The organism is Bacillus sp. UNC437CL72CviS29, assembly GCF_000482345.1.
Classification (GTDB): Bacteria; Bacillota; Bacilli; order Bacillales; family Bacillaceae_G; genus Bacillus_A; species Bacillus_A arachidis.
On sequence record NZ_AXVB01000005.1, the window covers coordinates 254,543 to 271,535 of the forward strand.

Annotated in this window: 19 protein-coding genes and 4 pseudogenes; 7 read left to right on the plus strand and 16 right to left on the minus strand. The window is 34.1% G+C overall.

Annotated elements, in window-relative coordinates; all coding sequences use genetic code 11:
- Nucleotides 1-134 precede the first annotated feature (134 nt).
- Complete coding sequence (locus tag M014_RS0106520; RefSeq protein ID WP_026590998.1) at nucleotides 135-455, plus strand: 2Fe-2S iron-sulfur cluster-binding protein; 321 nt, start codon at nucleotides 135-137, stop codon at nucleotides 453-455.
- Between the two features lie 12 nt (nucleotides 456-467).
- Nucleotides 468-1,133 (plus strand): ribose-5-phosphate isomerase RpiA, encoded by a 666-nt coding sequence (gene rpiA, locus M014_RS0106525; RefSeq protein ID WP_026590999.1) that lies wholly within the window; start codon nucleotides 468-470, stop codon nucleotides 1,131-1,133.
- A gap of 106 nt (nucleotides 1,134-1,239) precedes the next feature.
- Here rpiA and M014_RS0106530 read toward each other — a convergent pair whose 3' ends face one another.
- Nucleotides 1,240-1,500, minus strand: a complete 261-nt coding sequence (locus tag M014_RS0106530) for a Gp49 family protein (protein ID WP_026591000.1) — start codon at nucleotides 1,498-1,500, stop codon at nucleotides 1,240-1,242.
- A 448-nt stretch (nucleotides 1,501-1,948) separates the two neighbouring features.
- On the opposite strand from M014_RS0106530, the pseudogene M014_RS26525 reads away from it, so the two are divergent.
- A pseudogene (locus M014_RS26525) lies at nucleotides 1,949-2,398 on the plus strand (LysR family substrate-binding domain-containing protein); the annotation flags it as partial.
- Here M014_RS26525 and M014_RS29960 read toward each other — a convergent pair.
- The 13 genes and pseudogenes from M014_RS29960 to M014_RS0106600 form a co-directional block, all read right to left on the minus strand.
- Nucleotides 2,349-2,474 (minus strand): annotated as a pseudogene (locus tag M014_RS29960) (aldo/keto reductase); the annotation flags it as partial. The pseudogenes M014_RS26525 and M014_RS29960 overlap by 50 nt on opposite strands.
- Nucleotides 2,475-2,674: 200 nt before the next feature.
- Nucleotides 2,675-3,061 (minus strand): ribosomal maturation YjgA family protein, encoded by a 387-nt coding sequence (locus M014_RS0106550; RefSeq protein WP_026591001.1) that lies wholly within the window; start codon nucleotides 3,059-3,061, stop codon nucleotides 2,675-2,677.
- A 215-nt stretch (nucleotides 3,062-3,276) separates the two neighbouring features.
- Complete coding sequence (locus tag M014_RS0106555; RefSeq protein WP_026591002.1) at nucleotides 3,277-3,891, minus strand: DUF4241 domain-containing protein; 615 nt, start codon at nucleotides 3,889-3,891, stop codon at nucleotides 3,277-3,279.
- Between the two features lie 47 nt (nucleotides 3,892-3,938).
- Nucleotides 3,939-4,532 carry a DUF2441 domain-containing protein gene (locus tag M014_RS0106560; protein WP_026591003.1) on the minus strand — a complete coding sequence of 198 codons (594 nt, stop codon included), beginning with the start codon at nucleotides 4,530-4,532 and terminating at the stop codon, nucleotides 3,939-3,941.
- A 102-nt stretch (nucleotides 4,533-4,634) separates the two neighbouring features.
- Nucleotides 4,635-4,762, minus strand: a pseudogene (locus M014_RS29565) (MmcQ/YjbR family DNA-binding protein); the annotation flags it as partial.
- A gap of 4 nt (nucleotides 4,763-4,766) precedes the next feature.
- A complete protein-coding gene (locus M014_RS0106565) occupies nucleotides 4,767-5,168 on the minus strand; it encodes a GNAT family N-acetyltransferase (protein WP_026591004.1) in 402 nt (133 codons plus the stop codon).
- A 42-nt stretch (nucleotides 5,169-5,210) separates the two neighbouring features.
- Nucleotides 5,211-5,564 carry a GNAT family N-acetyltransferase gene (locus M014_RS0106570; RefSeq protein ID WP_231503916.1) on the minus strand — a complete coding sequence of 118 codons (354 nt, stop codon included), beginning with the start codon at nucleotides 5,562-5,564 and terminating at the stop codon, nucleotides 5,211-5,213.
- Between the two features lie 90 nt (nucleotides 5,565-5,654).
- Nucleotides 5,655-6,419 (minus strand): serine hydrolase, encoded by a 765-nt coding sequence (locus tag M014_RS0106575; RefSeq protein WP_026591006.1) that lies wholly within the window; start codon nucleotides 6,417-6,419, stop codon nucleotides 5,655-5,657.
- A 101-nt stretch (nucleotides 6,420-6,520) separates the two neighbouring features.
- Nucleotides 6,521-6,853, minus strand: a complete 333-nt coding sequence (locus M014_RS0106580) for a DUF952 domain-containing protein (RefSeq protein ID WP_026591007.1) — start codon at nucleotides 6,851-6,853, stop codon at nucleotides 6,521-6,523.
- An 86-nt stretch (nucleotides 6,854-6,939) separates the two neighbouring features.
- A complete protein-coding gene (locus M014_RS0106585) occupies nucleotides 6,940-9,036 on the minus strand; it encodes a HelD family protein (protein WP_026591008.1) in 2,097 nt (698 codons plus the stop codon).
- A 290-nt stretch (nucleotides 9,037-9,326) separates the two neighbouring features.
- Entirely contained in the window at nucleotides 9,327-9,707 is a 381-nt protein-coding gene (locus M014_RS0106590; RefSeq protein WP_026591009.1) for a gamma-glutamylcyclotransferase family protein, read from the minus strand.
- 23 nt (nucleotides 9,708-9,730) lie between these two features.
- Nucleotides 9,731-11,848 carry a DNA helicase RecQ gene (gene recQ, locus M014_RS0106595; RefSeq protein ID WP_026591010.1) on the minus strand — a complete coding sequence of 706 codons (2,118 nt, stop codon included), beginning with the start codon at nucleotides 11,846-11,848 and terminating at the stop codon, nucleotides 9,731-9,733.
- 49 nt (nucleotides 11,849-11,897) lie between these two features.
- Nucleotides 11,898-12,812, minus strand: a complete 915-nt coding sequence (locus tag M014_RS0106600) for a LysR family transcriptional regulator (protein WP_026591011.1) — start codon at nucleotides 12,810-12,812, stop codon at nucleotides 11,898-11,900.
- A gap of 133 nt (nucleotides 12,813-12,945) precedes the next feature.
- Between M014_RS0106600 and M014_RS0106605 the strand changes: the two genes are divergently transcribed.
- The 4 genes and pseudogenes from M014_RS0106605 to M014_RS0106620 all read left to right on the plus strand — a co-directional run bounded on the left by M014_RS0106605 (nucleotide 12,946) and on the right by M014_RS0106620 (nucleotide 15,969).
- The gene (locus M014_RS0106605; RefSeq protein ID WP_026591012.1) at nucleotides 12,946-14,208 is read left to right on the plus strand and encodes an APC family permease; all 1,263 of its coding nucleotides are present in this window, start codon (nucleotides 12,946-12,948) and stop codon (nucleotides 14,206-14,208) included.
- 93 nt (nucleotides 14,209-14,301) lie between these two features.
- Nucleotides 14,302-14,463, plus strand: coding sequence for a hypothetical protein (locus M014_RS29570; RefSeq protein WP_176527711.1), 162 nt, complete (start codon nucleotides 14,302-14,304; stop codon nucleotides 14,461-14,463).
- Between the two features lie 809 nt (nucleotides 14,464-15,272).
- Nucleotides 15,273-15,443: pseudogene (locus M014_RS0106615) on the plus strand (acetylglutamate kinase); the annotation flags it as partial.
- A gap of 166 nt (nucleotides 15,444-15,609) precedes the next feature.
- The gene (locus tag M014_RS0106620; RefSeq protein WP_026591014.1) at nucleotides 15,610-15,969 is read left to right on the plus strand and encodes a hypothetical protein; all 360 of its coding nucleotides are present in this window, start codon (nucleotides 15,610-15,612) and stop codon (nucleotides 15,967-15,969) included.
- A gap of 91 nt (nucleotides 15,970-16,060) precedes the next feature.
- Here M014_RS0106620 and M014_RS0106625 read toward each other — a convergent pair whose 3' ends face one another.
- Both M014_RS0106625 and M014_RS0106630 read right to left on the minus strand, forming a co-directional pair.
- Nucleotides 16,061-16,444, minus strand: a complete 384-nt coding sequence (locus M014_RS0106625; RefSeq protein WP_026591015.1) for a hypothetical protein — start codon at nucleotides 16,442-16,444, stop codon at nucleotides 16,061-16,063.
- A 99-nt stretch (nucleotides 16,445-16,543) separates the two neighbouring features.
- Nucleotides 16,544-16,993, minus strand: a complete 450-nt coding sequence (locus tag M014_RS0106630) for a DUF6884 domain-containing protein (RefSeq protein ID WP_026591016.1) — start codon at nucleotides 16,991-16,993, stop codon at nucleotides 16,544-16,546.

Here is a 16,993-nt window from a genome sequence, read left to right on the forward strand (position 1 = left end):
CCTTTTCAGCGCTTACTTAATTAACGATTGAACAAATGAAAAAGTTACGGGTCAAATAAAAAAAATCATGTTTATGTTTGTAATTGTGCGGTCATAAATATGTTATGTAGAATTTTACACGAGGAGGCTGGAATATGCCAAAATTAACTGTTGTAGGTAATGGCACATTTGATGTAAAAGAAGGAACAAAGTTAGTACTAGCACTCGAAGATAATGATATCCATATTCTTCATCGCTGCGGCGGGAAAGCACGTTGTACGACTTGCCGTGTAGAAATCGTATCTGGAGACTTCTACGAGCCTACACATATTGAGAAGAATGCTATTACCGAAAAAGGAATTGAAGATCATTTGCGATTGTCATGTCAAATGCGTGTACAGACTGATTTAACCGTTCGCCCAATATTGACTGTTGAAAATTCTGGATTAGATGCTGGGCCGCGTCCTGTGGAATGAAAAGGCAACAGAATGAAACATTTAAAACGCTTAGTTGGTGAATATGCTAGTGATTTTGTAAAAGATGGGATGAAAATCGGCCTTGGTACTGGTTCCACTGTATATTGGACAATACAAAAATTGGGACAGCTAGTAAATGAAGGTTTATCTATTCAAGCTGTACCAACATCAATAGAAACTCAAAAATTAGCAGAGCAACTGTCTATCCCCTTAATCTCTTTAAATGACGTAGATTATCTTGATCTCACCATTGATGGTGCAGATGAGATTAACCCGGATTTACAGTTAATTAAAGGGGGCGGTGGTGCACTTCTTCGCGAAAAAATAGTTGCTGTGTCTTCCCAGAAACTTATCATAGTCGCTGATGAATCGAAACTTGTAACGAATTTAGGTATTTTTCCTCTTCCTATTGAAATAGTACCTTTCGCTTGGGAGCAAACTGCAAAACGAATTCAATCATTTGGCTGCCAGACAATTTTACGTATCCAAAACAATAAACCATTTAAAACAGACAATGGAAATATGATCTTAGATTGTATTTTTCCAAATCAAATAGCCAATCCACTCGAAACTCATCAGCAGTTAAAAATGATAACGGGTGTAATTGAAACTGGTCTATTTATTAACATGGTAGATAAAACAATTATTGCAACTGAAAAAGGAATAAAAGTATTATGACAAAACTAAAGGGCATGAGCCCGGTACAATACCGAGTTCATGCCCAAGAAGTTACCTAAGGAAGGAATCGTCTAACTTTTTAGGACACTTCACTAATAGTGGCTAACTAAACGAATTTAGCTAACTCACATTGCAATCTATATCCTTCTAATTTCCAAATTTTATTTACAATACGTTCTTTACAACATTCAATACCAATATTCACATCATAATCAGCAGGATTAGTACATGAGCTGGATTCGGTTAAAATAAATCCATTTGGCAATTTCGCAACCACGACTGTACATTTACCATGAAATTCTTCCACTGTCCATTTCGTTTTTTCTAAAATATTATCAATATCCTGTTGAGTTACCGTATTTTCCATAACTCTATAACCTCCCAATCTTCTGCTAACATATCAGTTTATGAAGCTAACCAAGGAACAAAATTTTCTTGTACTGTTTTCATTGCAATATATGCAACATATGAGACATTATGTCCTGTATGCTTGTTTATCATAAAGATTGATAAAAATCACCTCTTTAGTTATTCTTTGAGGTGATTTTTATGTTGGATATTTATGTTAAAATGGGTTTGTGTAATTACTTAACTAGCTGACAGGTTATTTGAAGAAAGGTATTTTTTCCTTATTCTATAGAACAGGTCGATAAACTCTAAAACATCTCCTCTCCCTAATACCAAAGAGCCGTAAAACATAAAAATCATGGCTACGAAAATACTAGGTACCTATATGAGTTTGATAATAAATGAGAAGTCCTTATTGGATTTTAGCAGAAGGGATGGATCAAAATGGACATTAGGAAAATACGATATTTCATAAAATCCATCTTATATTACGTGAAATGACAACGGAGCAGCAACTAAAAGCACTCTATGAAAAACAAATTCATATTGGATTTTTTCGTTCTAAACAGAACAATGAGATACTATCTTCTGAAGTTTGTGCTGAAGAATCTTTAAGATTGGTTTTACATCAAGATCACCCTTTCGCCTCATTACCCGAAATTCCACTCCAATTGTTAATTGATGAACCATTTATTTTGTTTCCACGTCATTTTGGCCCAAATTTTTATGATTTAATTGTTAGCTACTTTTTGGATTATGGTGTAAGTTTAAATGTTGTTCAAGAAGCTATTCAAATGCAAACTATTGTTAATTTAGTCGCAACAGGAATGGGTGTTTCTGTCGTTCCATCGTCGGTGGAAAGTTATAAACGTCCTGGTTTTGTAGTACCCAAGCTACTGCGAGTTGAGCGAGGGTAAGATCAATCTCTTGTGCGATGGGTTTGTGATTCTAGATAGCAGTGAGCACATTGTCGTTCATCCAACGTTGTGCAAGTTGATTTAATACTTTTCTTTCAGCCAACAACTGCCTTTTGAACTTTTTCTTTTAATATATAATTTTACTTATTCCTTATAATCTTCGTTACTTTCGGTTGGGTCGTTTCTACTGTTACTTGCTCGTCTTGAAACCAAAAATTTGTAATATCTAATATGTGTTCCATTGTACATATACCCCTTTATGAAATCCGAAGCCTTTTATACTTTTCGAAATATGAATTCAAAAAGCATACCTATTCCAACTCCAATTGTATACGCTAATAAATCACTCCACAAAAAACCATATCCTAATATAAGTCCACCTAATGGCGTTGCCCGTATACTATCTATCCATTCCGCATGATATAATTGACTCATTTCAATCCCATAGCAAAATAGTAAACTTAAAAATGCAATCTTTTTAGTCTCCATTTTATGAAAAAGAAATCCAACTCCAATGAAAATCATCAGCGCCCATAGTGCATCTCCTAAATAGGCATTTAATAAATCTGGTAAAACATACGCGAACTTTCTTGATCCCAATCCAAAGATAATTACTATTATGGTTAGTGCCGCATACAGTACCCTATTTCGTTTATATTCCATTCTTAAATCCTCTCTCATCACACCAAACCTTTCACAAAACTTGTACCCCATATTTTTATAAAAGTGATGTGCATGTTCCCTTTCAGCACGATTTCCGATATGTAATCTAATTGAAACTCCTCATTGTTCTATCTATGTACAGCGTCTAAGCGTGTATTTCTGATTTCCACATCTCATTCTACTCTACTGTTCAAAGCCCCTATACCATTATTCATTTATTCCTCATGCAATACTTGAAAATCAGTTACCAGTGAAACTATATTTCCCTTCTCATCAATCCCCCAATAGGAAGGATAAAAACCATCACCATAACCCGAACGGAACATAATAATATTACTCCCCGTTTCCTCACACACTACACAATTTCCCCACTCATCATCATGTTCTGTTAGTACGTCATCTATTAGATCATCATACAAACTAATAAATTCGTCTCCTAGTTCTTGTTGTAGTCTATCTTCTACTTCTTCTAACTTATCAATTGCTTCTACATCTGCAAAACACCCTAGTCCCGTATCAACTGGATAGCCAAAAATGTAGCCTTCCTCTAGTTCACTTACATTCTGCCCTGGCTTTGTTGCCATCTTCCACTCTACCGCTTTTGATTCCGATACTTTCAATTCAGCACCAGCAATTACACCATCTTCCTCGTTCCACCAAGCAATAATTGGATATGTACCTAGCTTAATTGTTTGTTCGAAGTGATTTTTATTAAAAATAAGAGGATCACAAGCAACCAATTTTCCTGAAGTAACTTTTAAATGATCTAATACTTCAGAACGTAGTATTTCACTATTCAATTTAGATAATTCATGTAATAACTTTGACATACTATTTTTCTTCCTCTCGTTCATTTATTCATAGACTTTCCTAGAATTTAAGCTGAGAAATCATCAATAATTTCCACCACTTCAATTTTCCCATTAATTAAAAGCTCTGGAAGCTCATTTTTTACATTACCCTTCCAATATTCTTTAGCTTGTTCAATTTTTCGAGAGAAAGGAACACCATCTTCCTTTGGTAAAAGGTTTCCATCACCCTCAAAAGAATTCCCCATAACTCGAAGCTTAACAATCTGCAAAACTTTCCGACTATAAGAATCAAATAATTTTTTCCATTTCAAAGCATCTTCATAACTTTTCGCAGCGTATAAGCAAGACAATCTTGAAGGATATTCAGGATATTCTTGTAGTCTAACCATTTCTACTATCACTTCTCTAATTGCTCTGATTGTTTGGTCTACATACTTAATCGCTACTTCGGCATTTTCTTTATTCATGTTCAATCCTGTATTTGTATAATGATCTTGTACAATCTGAATAAAGTCTTCACCTTTTGAATTCAATTGTTCTCTCTCAAAAAAGAAGCGATATAAGGTATTATTTTGGTTCTTGTCAAAGTTAATTATCTGCCCAAGAATCATTTTTTTCCTAGTAACGATGTGATAAACATACAATTCGTTCTCTTTCATGGCCTGTCTCCTATTGGTCTTCATCAGACTATATTATATAATTTCCATCACTCTTGTCCCCAAAGAATAATTCGTTTCAGGTACTTGATTCATCAGTGTATCAATTACAAATATTTTATTATGAATTCTCATACATGTAGCATTCCATCCGTCTAGAGAATCTTCGTTACTTTTCTTTTTGAAAAGCAGTATGTACGTGTTGCTTCCTTTGATCCCTTCCCACCTCGTATTCTCTTATCTTGTAAGCTGATTACGATGCATGACTATTTGCCTCGTTGCTTTGAATTGTTGTTTTCCATAGAATTTTATTAATTTTTCTTCACAAAATAGACTTACAATATCTATATGAGCAAGCTCATGAAGCAAGATTGTCATCATTTTCTCACCAATTTCCTTATTCCTTACACTATTATGTACTACAACATCTTCAATATACGCTCGAAACACACCATCAGTTACTGCTCTTGCAAATCCTATTAATTGCTTCTCTTTCCATACACCAATCGCTATACTATTCTCTAACATTTTAGAAATATCTTCTTCATCTCTTTCAGGCCACCAACCAACAGAATTGTACAGTAGCTTCACTTTTTTTGCAGTAATAGGTTGTTTATGATGAAATGTATAATTGTACATTCTATTTACCTCCCAATATTCAATTTACATAATATAATTATTTCACAATTTTAATTGCTTTTCTAAAAAATGTTGACTATACCCTTTAGGATGATCTTCCACTACGCCAAACTCCCTGTAACCATGTTTCTTATAAAATTCAGGTGCTTGAAAACTAAATGAATCAAGTAGTATAAGCCTACAGTTTTTCTCTTTGGCAATTTCTTCGATTTTATTTAATAGTTGACTACCATATCCTCCATGACGTACTGACTCATCCACCCATAAAAAATCGATATGGAGGTGATAAAAATATATTGTGCCTGTTATGCCTCCAAATATTTTGCCAGCATTGTCTTTTAATAGAAAACTTACATGTTCTAGTGGACTTTTTACTTCATCTGGTAGTACAGACATATTGTATTGGATTACTTTATTTTTAATGTACTCGCTGTCTTTTGAATTGTTTTGTTGTGTAATTTCCAAGTCTATTCTCCTTTCTCTTCATTATAGATAGCATCCTGTATACTCTTTATACAAACATTGCAATGTTTCTATTATTTTCATATCAGCTTCTTGATTCTCATACCGATTTGGTAACTCCATTCCACCAATTACATAAAGCAATGGATTTTCATGAAATGTTCCTAGTATACCAATATTCATAACAGCTGTAGACAATCCACCTGTCATATGTGCCAAGTGGTAACTTCGTATTCCCTCATATTTCCCTTGTTGTCTTACCATTCCATTTATAATGGGTTCCCATAACACTGGATCCGATTCATATCCTTGGAATATATGAATTAAAAGTTTAAGAACTTGTTTTAATTTCCCAACGTTTTTCACATCCCTTGGGTCTTTCGTAACATTAATCTTTGAAAAGGAACATTGAATTCTCTTATTTACTTCTTCCCATCCACCGCAAAAGTTCACAACAGATTGTGCAATACAATTGTCATGACATGCAATCATTACTTCCACAGCATTTCTTAATGTTAATACAGTTCTTTTTTGTAGATGTGGATATATTTCTTTACTATCTTCTTTCGGATTAAATACGATATTTGCGATTTCATCACTCCAGCGAACTTGATTCTCTTCAACCATTTTAGCTACCACAAATCCAATTGCCACTTTTGCGGCAGACGCTAGTGGAACCAATATATCATCATTATATAAAGCGATAATATTTTGGCTTTCTGGTGAATAAACAACTATACCTACCTGACCCGATTTTATTTCTTTTATTTTCTTGATTACTTCCTCCATTTGTACGCCTCTTCTCGATTTCGTGTTTATCCCTTTCAGTATTTCGATAATACAAATCAAAAATCCTTTTATGAGGTTAACAAATAGGTATTCTACTATTTTTATTCCAACTCTACTGGTAAAACATAGACGCCATTTTCTTTCTGAAGTTCTACTACTTTCACAACAGCATGAGTATTTACAGTTCCGTATATATGTGGATAGTTTTGACCATTAGAAGCAAATTCATATTTTATCTCCGCATCAACTAATGACGAATCAATTAGAAGTAGTACTAACTCCATTTCCCTGCTAAAATGTTTTTCTGCCACTTGAAGAGATTGTTCTAAAAAAGAACAATGAATAAATCCTTCTTGCATTAGTGAAGCTTCAATTATATTTCCTTTTGCTTTTGCTACTTCCCATTCTCTTTTTTTCATTATCTTTGTAATCATAGTCATTTTCCTTCTTCCCTTCTTAGTTATAGAAAAAACAAGAGGATTTTCCCGCTAGTCACTTGAAAATCCTCTTTAAACATCTATTATTTACTTTCATATAACTCTTCTTGTATTCCTCGAATTAAAGGTGATGCTTCTCCAGAATAGAAGATTCGTAAGTCATGGAGAGCTCTTGTACATCCAACATATAATAATTTTGCATCATGCTTTGTACCTTTATAATGTACTTCATCAACATCGATAAGAAGTACCGCATCAAATTCTAATCCTTTTGCTAAATACACAGGCACAACTGAAATGCCGCCTTCATATTTATTTTGGTTTGCTTCGATGACATTAACAGTGATTCCTTCAGCTGTTAACTTCTCATATAAATCGCGGCATTCCTCATCTGTTCTTCCTATAACAGCGATCGTTTTCACATTTTCATTCTGCATATGTTGTAGAGTCTTTACAATTGCGGCAAATTGGTCGTCAGTCGAAATAACTTTTACTTTCTCACCACTGCGGAAAACAGGGGTTGCGAATCCTACTGGAACTTCAGCATTTTTAATCACTTCATTTGCAAACTCAATAATTTCTTTTGTAGAACGATAACTTCTCGTCAGTTCAAAATAACCCGTTTCTTGAAACACTTCTTTAAAGTCATTCCAGTCTTCAATTCCTTGATAATCATATATAGCTTGCGATAGATCACCTAAAATCGTAAAGGAATTACCCATTGTAATTTCTTTTAATATATAAATTTGGAATGGTGAAAAGTCTTGCGCTTCATCTATAACAACATGGTGGAATTTTTGCCCGATTTCAATACCCGCTAATTTATGGTGAATATGAATAAGAGGTGCTAAATCTTCTACATACACTTCTTTTTTACGGCAACTTTTTTCTGTGTCTTGAACAAGTTCTTCAGGCAAAAGTTCCAATATTTCTTTTCGCTGCATCATCGAACTATAAAATGATAACGGGCTCATTTTAGGCCAAAATTTCATATAGGCATTTAATCTCTTTGTAGCTTCTTTTTTTAATACTTTTTTCTCATTTGTTCCTTCAAACTTTTTAAGTTCAATCTCAATCCAGCGTTTTATTCGGCCAACCAATCTTTCTCTACGCTTCATTAATGGATAGTGTTTATATTCCACTTGCATCCATTTTTTAACCTCTTCTACTGTAATAGCAGCTTTATCCCACGCTTCAAAATCTTTTACTGGTACTAAATTCTCTTCAAATTGAGCAATACTTTTTTCAATAAATGACTTAAACTTCAGCGTTCCTTTTAATTTACCAAGCATAACCTTGCTATCATCACGATTTATTGCAAAAGCTTGTTTCAGTTTTTCTTCTGTATTTTTTACTTTCACCGCATCATCTAACGTACGTAGCGCCCAATCTTGAAATGTTGTTTGCCTAATATTTCCGACGCCAAGCTCAGGAAGTACACTAGAAATATAATCTAAAAACAAACTGTTTGGTGCAAATACAATCATTCTCTCTGCCTCTAGCTGTTCACGATATTCATAAATTAAAAAAGCAAGGCGATGTAAAGCGATTGTTGTTTTTCCGCTTCCTGCAACCCCTTGAATCAATAGTGGCATGTTTTTCTCTGCACGAATAATATCATTTTGTTCGGATTGTATCGTCGAAACGATATCTTTTAATTTATTATCTTTATTTTCACCTAATCGATATAGAAGAAAATCATCCGCAAGAGATACATCTTCACTTCCTTTTGTATATGTATCAACCACACGTTCTAGTTCTCTTTTGCGAATGGCGATATTTCTTTTTAAATACACATCTCCTTCTACTAGTCCGTCTGGTGAATGATAAAAAGCCGATTCTTCACCACCAGTAAATGAATAAAACATGCTCGCAACAGGTGCACGCCAGTCAATAACAATTGGTTTCATCGTTTCTTCATCTGAAACACCTACTTTACCAATATAAATTGGATTTGGTTCTAATTGTCCATCCTCCTGAAAATCTAGTCGTCCAAAGTATGGTTCTTGTACACCAACACGTAAGTTTCTCCGACTTGATTCCCTCATACTTTCAAGGATTTGCTCTTTAAAATCTTCTCCATAATAAACTGGGATCTTTTCCAATTTCTCTAATTGCTCATCCATTGTAGCTAAAGTCTCTTTCATCCGCTGGAATTCTTCTTCAAATATAATACTCATTGTGATGATTCCCTCCTGTCCGTTCGAAAATTTCAGTCGAAATACAATTGTATAAAAAATACGTTTACAAAGTCAATAGATCGAGTAAGAATTTTCCAAAAAATAAAAACAGACAAAGGGTTTACGCCCTCCGTCTTTTTGTTTGCCTGCTCTATTAAATTAAATAGATAAGTAACATTCTAAATTGATTTCCCAAATAGTTTATCTGTAAATCTGCAATTTTGACCAATTCTCTAGAACTTGAGCTAAGGACATGTTGCATAATTCCTAAAAAACTTAATTAGTCCTAGCTATATTTTTTGGTAACGTGTCCAATCGCCAGAAGAAATGGGTTTTTGTAACATTTCGTCATTCTGCGCAACATAAACATATGCATCCCTATTATAATCTCCAAAATAGATAGTCTGTATAATACGATCATATAAATCTTGTTCTGGATTACCTGTATACACTTCCAGTTCATCTAACTTTTTTAAAATCTCATCATCTACTTCATATACTTCGCCATACACTTTATCCTCTTTCGATCGAATCATTGCAGGATAGCCTTCATTTGTATCAAAAAGTTTCCCATGAGTCCATGCTTCTTCAGCTATACACGTTGCCCTATGTAAGTAATGAGCATTTGATTGTTGTTTTCTTAAAGTGCCGTAAACAAAAACATAATGCATTTCCTTATCCCCTTTGTACTTCTCTATTTTCTTATTTGTAAATAAGCACGAATCATAAAGTAACTCACTTCAGCAGGAAGCAGTTCTTTAATCGACTTTAATCCGCCTTCTGCATGTTGCATTGCTGTTTCAATAAGAGATTCATATTCTGCTGGAACGAAACTATGCCAATCCACTTCCATTCCTTCTTCATAACAGCGAATTAAGTGGTTTTCGACAGTTTGACTTGATAAGCCTCGTTCTTTTGCGATTATACTTAACTCCGTTCCTTGTTTATACATTTCATACGTTTCTAAGTGAGAATTTGTCGATGATTTTCTAGGTTTCTTGCGTTCCGTAACAACTTCTGTCTTAATCGTATCTGCGTAATCTGGATTTTCTTCAATAAAATGAATGACTGCTTGTAAAAAGTGCGAACCATACTTCGCAAGTTTATGTTCTCCAATCCCTTTAACTTGTAAAAGTTCTGCATCGCTTTGTGGCATTTTCGCACACATATCTTTTAGCGTTTGATCAGAGAAGATAACAAATGGTGGTACGCCTTCCCCTTGCGCGATTTCTTTCCGAACTTCACGTAATATCTCAAACAATGGATGATCCTGTACAATTTGTCTTGTTGCCACTCTTTCTTTACGTAACACATTTTCATTTCCAAGCAATACTTCTTTCCCTTTTTCTGTTACCTTTAAGGTTGGATACGTCCCGTGTTCCACCGCAATTAATTCTTCTGAAATTAAAAACTCAATAAACTCACTTACTTCTTTTACGCTACGATTCGATAAAAGACCGTAAGTAGGTAATGTATGGAAATTGAATTCAACTACTTTTTTATTTTTTGATCCGGTCAATACTTGTGCAATCATTTGCTTTCCAAATCGCTGGTTTGTTCGAATCATACATGATAAAACCATTTGTGATTCTCTCGTAACGTCGACGCTCTCACGTTCATCTGTACAATTCCCACAGCGTCCACAATCTTCTTTTGGTTCTTCACCAAAGTACTCTAGAATAAATGATTGTAAACATTGTTCTGTATGGCAGTAATCTGTCATATACTGCAATTTTTCAAGTTCATTTGAGAAACGTGATTCTCCAGTGGATTGATCAATTAAAAAGCGCTGTACTTGTACATCCTGAGAAGAATATAACAAAATACATTCACTATCTAATCCGTCACGGCCAGCACGTCCTGCTTCTTGATAATAACTTTCCATATTCTTCGGGAGTTGATAATGAATAACATAACGAATGTTTGATTTATCGATCCCCATACCAAATGCAGATGTCGCTACCATTACGCTCACTTCATCACGTAAAAATCGCTCTTGCTGTCCATTACGATCATGATCATTCATTCCGGCATGATAACGAGCAACTGAAACCCCTGCTTTATATAAATCTTCATACAACTGATCAACAACTTTTCTTGTCGCTGCATAAATAATTCCAGATTCCTTTTTATTTTGACGAATATAGTCCGCTAAATATGCATTTCGATCCTGTCCCTTGATTACTGAGAACGATAAATTTTCCCGTTCAAACGTTGTCATAATTGTATTTTTTTGATCAATTTCTAGCGCGCGACAAATATCTTCTCGCACTTGCGGTGTTGCAGTCGCAGTTAACGCTAATACAAGCGGCTTTTCTGGAAGATAGTCTAATATACGATGTATATGTAAATAACTTGGGCGGAAATCATGTCCCCACTGCGAAATACAGTGTGCTTCGTCAATTGCAATCATCGGTATCTTCATATCAATTAATTGATCCACAAATTCCATTGAATCTAGACGCTCTGGCGCTACATATAGCAACTTATAATGACCTTGTTTCGCTAATTGGATTCGTTGGTTTGCTTCTGTAATTGAAATAGAACTATTAATGTATGTAGCTGAAATTCCATTTTGTACTAACGTATCTACTTGGTCCTTCATAAGTGAAATAAGCGGCGATATAACTAATGTCGTCCCCTCAAATACTAATGCCGGAATTTGATAACAAATCGATTTACCACCGCCTGTTGGCATAATACAAACGGTATCTTTACCATCCAATACATTTTTAATTGTCTCATCTTGCCCTCTGCGGAATGACTTGTAACCAAAATAGGACGCTAAAAGTTCTTGTGCTTTTGTAAACAAAAAAGATTCACCTGCTTTTCTTAGTCTTTCATCTAGTAATATTATATCATTACTCGAAAATCATTGTACCCTCTACTTCTCTCCATCGCTTCGCATGCTTACGAATAATCGTTACAAACTCATGCAAAGCTGGAGAAAACCATTTATTTTTATGATACGCAAGTTGTGTCGCAAACTTTGTTTCATTTGCAATAACAGCGTGTAATCTCCTATCTTTCCACTCTTGCTGGACCGTAATAATTGGTAATAAAGAAATCCCTAATCCGCACATTACACATTGTTTTATGGCCTCAATACTCCAAAATTCGAATGTACTTTCATGTTGAATTCCTTGTCTTTGTAAATAATGTTCAAAAAACGCTCGGTAACTGCAATCACGTTCCGTATACAAAAAGGTTTCCTCTTGAGAAAATTGGACAACTTGTGAATCTGTTTGTCTCACAATATAGTCTTTAGGAAAAACAAACGCCATTTGCTCCATGACAAGTGGTTCGATATGTAAGTCCTCTTCATGACGCTCTGTGTCTAAGAGAAAAGCAATATCTATATTCCCGCTCTTTAAATCATTTCGTAATTCCCAACAAGTTGAAGCTTTTAATGTGATCTTTACTTTTGGATACTTCTTTTTATATTCGTGAAGAATAGAGGGCAATCGGTAAATTGTTAATGATTCTGGAGCACCAATTACAATTTTTCCAGTAATCTCATTATCCATGCTTGGGATTTGTTTTACTTTCTCGGACAAAGCAATCATTTCATTGGCATAAGGCAGTAAATGCTTCCCTACATCTGTTAACACCATTTTTTTCCCTAACCGATTGAATAAAGGCTGTCCCATTTCTTGTTCAATTGCTTGAATATGTCCTGTTACAGTAGATTGCGCATACCCTAAATAGTCTGCTGCCCGTGTGTATCCTCCTAACTCAACAATTGTTTTAAATGTTTTTAAATGCCGAATCTCCATTTCAATATCCCCATTCTAACATCATAATTTCCGATAATTAACTTCATATATATCTATTTTACTGATAAATAAACCCGATTTACAATAAAAGAAACAAATTTTTTTAATTTTTCAAAAGGAGATGTATGTACATATGAGAAAGAAAAAATTAGGGCCATTACTTCTCAGCGGCTTAATTATTGGTCCCATTTTAGGATCGGGAATCATTTTACTTCCCCCACTTATTTACAAAACAACTGGAGATTATGCCATTATTGCTTGGCTATTTATTATGGGAGTTGGATTTCTTTTTGCTTCATTGTTTGGTAAGTTAAGCATTCGCTTCCCCAGTGAATCTGGAATTGCACATGCAGTCGATCAAGCTTTTGGACCTTCTATAAAACAATTAACTTCTATTCTCTTTATCATAGCAGGTTGTCTAGGACCAACAGCTGTTCTGATGACAGCTAGTCAATATATAGCAGCTTTATTTTCAAACTTTAAATTTCCGTTAGAGGGAATTGGTTTTCTTTTAATGAGCGTTTGTATATTCATTTTATTATTAGATATATCATCTATTGGAAAAATATCATTTGTATTTTCAACAGCTGCAACCGTTCTTTTATTAAGTGGAGGAATCAGTTCTATTCCTCATCTTCGATCAGAACATCTATTTCAAACATCTTTTTCTTTTGGTAATTTTGGATATAGTATTTTACTGCTCTTTTGGGCTTTAGTAGGTTGGGAGATTATTGGGAATTACAGTATGGAGGTCAAAAATCGAAAGAAAACGATTCCGCAAGCAATTGCGATAAGCACATTTACTGTAACGGTTGTTTGTCTTGTCGTAGCAGGCGCTACACAATGGATTGAAATTCCAAGTTCAAATCAAGAAAATTTACGAATAACAGTCATATTAGCTACTTTATTTGGTGAGTTTGCTATTCCTCTTATTGCCTTTATTACTACTGTTCTTTGCATGAGTACATATTTATTGGTTGTTGGCGGTGTCTCACGTCTTATCGCTTCTGAGGCGAAATATATAAAGAAATTATCTAAACTTTCCTATCGTACGAAATCGAATGTACCAATCTTTTCTTTACTGTTATTAGTAAGTATACATACTGCCGTATTTATCTGCCTATATAACCATCTCATTACAGTTGAACAAATCGTAGCCATTGCAAATGCTTTCTTTATCTGTAATACCATATGCGGAATCTTTGCAGCATATAAATTATTACCAGGTTTATTTAACAAAATTCTCTCTTTAAGTTTAATTGTCTGTTTCTTTATCATTCTCTCTTTCTCTTCCATCTGGATTTTAATGAGTATCGGAATACTAGTTGCTTTCTATGGATTACAGTACTTCAAAAACAGACCAAAACCTTATGAAAAGGAAATTTCAATAAGATAATGAAAAGAAAAGATTCTCATTTGAACTATTTCTCACACAAATCACACATTCATTTCCATAATATAACCGCATCAAATTAAAGGAGGTTTATTTATGAAACGCAACAATAATCTAATTGCCTTTCGCTCTTCGGATAAACAACTCAAAGTCTCTAATAATGATGCCTGGAAATATGAATATATTTATAAATATCGACCTTTATTTTCCTACAAAAAGCTTTTTAACATCTTTTTTAATGAGAAAAAACATGAATAGCATTCATACAACATTTCTCAATGCGCGACCCATGGACTTCATTCATCCTAATTGTTAATATTTAATAAATCTATTGGATTAAAGTCCCTTCTTACGACCTGCCTTTTATTTGCAGGCCTTTTTTATTCCCCCATGACCCTATAAATGTAACAAAAGCATGAAATTGTGACACGTATAAAGTAACTATTGATGACAGCTAAAATTTTTTCTCAATACACAAACCCCATTCTGTTTGTTACTATAAAGATACTCCAGATGGGTTATTACTCATCAACATTATCTAGCCAAAGAGACCTGCCCGCGGGAAGTAGGTCTCTTTGACTTTGTTTGAAAGATTTCTTATAGCCTCCGCACTAGGCCTCTCTTCATTTGGACGCATTTACCAGCACTATTTCCAAGAAATTCATGTTATGCTTACTTTGTCGAGCCCGACATTCTCGGCAATATACCCTTACGAAGCCCTGTAACTTCCCTTGCAGGGCTTCATTTCTTTTATATCCCCCTTATTAACATCTTCAATTTACTTTCCTACAATTGACTTAAAAAATCCCCTTTAAGATCCATATAAATTCCCACATCTCTTTATAAAGTGAAACTGATTATTAGCCCTCACCAATCGAGCTTTTACGGACAGTTAATCTCCCGCCTAACTTCTTTAGAAAAGCAGAAGCACCTCGATCGGAATCACAGGTGTAGCTTTAAAATAAAGTTTGATCAAATTAATGAGAATGACGCTGATAAAAGACAAATAGAAAGAGCATGTTTAAAAAAAGATTAATCAAAACATGCTCTTATTTCATCTAATTGCTCAAATGTTTTATGAACATCTAGCACTAACAAAATCAGAGGCTGTATCTATTTTAAATAAAGATTATCAATCCAGTTTTAAATTGTATGACAAAATAGAGAAAGGAGCTTTAGAAATGGCTGACGCTATTACAGCAGCGATCGTAAAACAATTCCCTCAAGTTTTTCAATAACAGAAGATACCGATTCATTTTTGAATCGATATCTATTAAACTTTTTCTCCCTATCAACTCGTAAATTCCTTTACATAATTATTACCAACCACCTTACCTCTTTACATTTAACATGTATAGAGATATTTTATTAATATCCTTATTTATATTTATAGGAGGAAAAATATTGATTAACGCAGTAGGTATCGCTTTTATTCTTTCTAATAAGCCTGAAAAGAAGAGAAAAGTTTATCTTAATGATAGATTTGCACTAATAGACATTTTTGAATCTAAAGATGTGTATGATTCTGAAGGCATCCCACTAGTAGAGCTAACATGTAAATACAGTATTTATTTGGATGAAAAATACTATTGTAAATCTCTCGAAGACTACACTGGACAAGTATTTCCTTTCCTTAGTTCAAAAATAGGAAAAGGTCTTGTTAGAAATTTAAATTATTATTTTTCATATGTTGATGTGTATAATAAAAAACCACCAGTTAAAGAAATAAGAAGCCTTATGGAGGAAGTAATCAATTACAATTGAACTACCCCCACCTACCGTTACACGCTTGAGGTAGGGGTCTTCTCGCTAAATATGATAAAGGGGATTTCTACATCCCTTTTTCTATGAATGATTAATCTTCATCTCGATATGTTAATACAGATAAAAATTCTTTTAGTGAATCACTATGTAAAAGTGGCTCCCACTCACCCATGCCATGTTCAGCTGTATACACTGGAAAATCAATATCTTTTACATCAACAAAAAATGGATCTCCCATTAATTCCTCATATCCAATAACAAACCAGCTTTCTTTCCAATCCCCTTTTTCGTTTCCAATAAGAGATTCATTTTCTAACCCTCCTACACGATAACCTAATTGTCCTTCTTCAAAATCAGCTCTAGAAAATAGATAAACAGGCAACATTTCTTCTGTAATATCTAAAATTTCTACCTCTTGATTTTCTAACCGATCGAGCATACATAGCAACTTATCAATTTCATTCTTGTAGGACATTTTAACATCTCCCCATCCAACTTCTCAGCTTATAAGCCTGTATTTCTAACGATACACAACACTTTTTTATACAGTATCAATCGATTTCTTTAACTTTTACTAAATCTCGTTATGATTTTCAACCGCACATTTCAACCTCTGCAACATATATCCAATCCCTTTACATCCCTCTAGCGGGTAAGAAATAATCTCTTCTGGATATAATTTTGTTACTACTTTTTTATGTTTCTTTCCTGCAAGCAGGACAATTTCATCAAAATTTAGCAGCTCTTTATCAATCATCTGTTTTTTTAATTGTTCTATACAAATAATTTCATCGCTTTTTGAATCAAAAGCAAGATCATAGTTTTTTTCTATTATATCAGTTGGCAATAAAAATCCATGTTTAGCTGATAAAATAACCCAGTGTGTAAAAAATTGAGAAGCATATGCTTGGCATGCTTTTCCGAATGGACTAATGTATACACCCTTCGCTTCTGTTGGTCCCTTATCAGGGTACTTATCCCAAATCTTCTTTTTCCCACATGGAATTATGCATAGTCTTGTCAT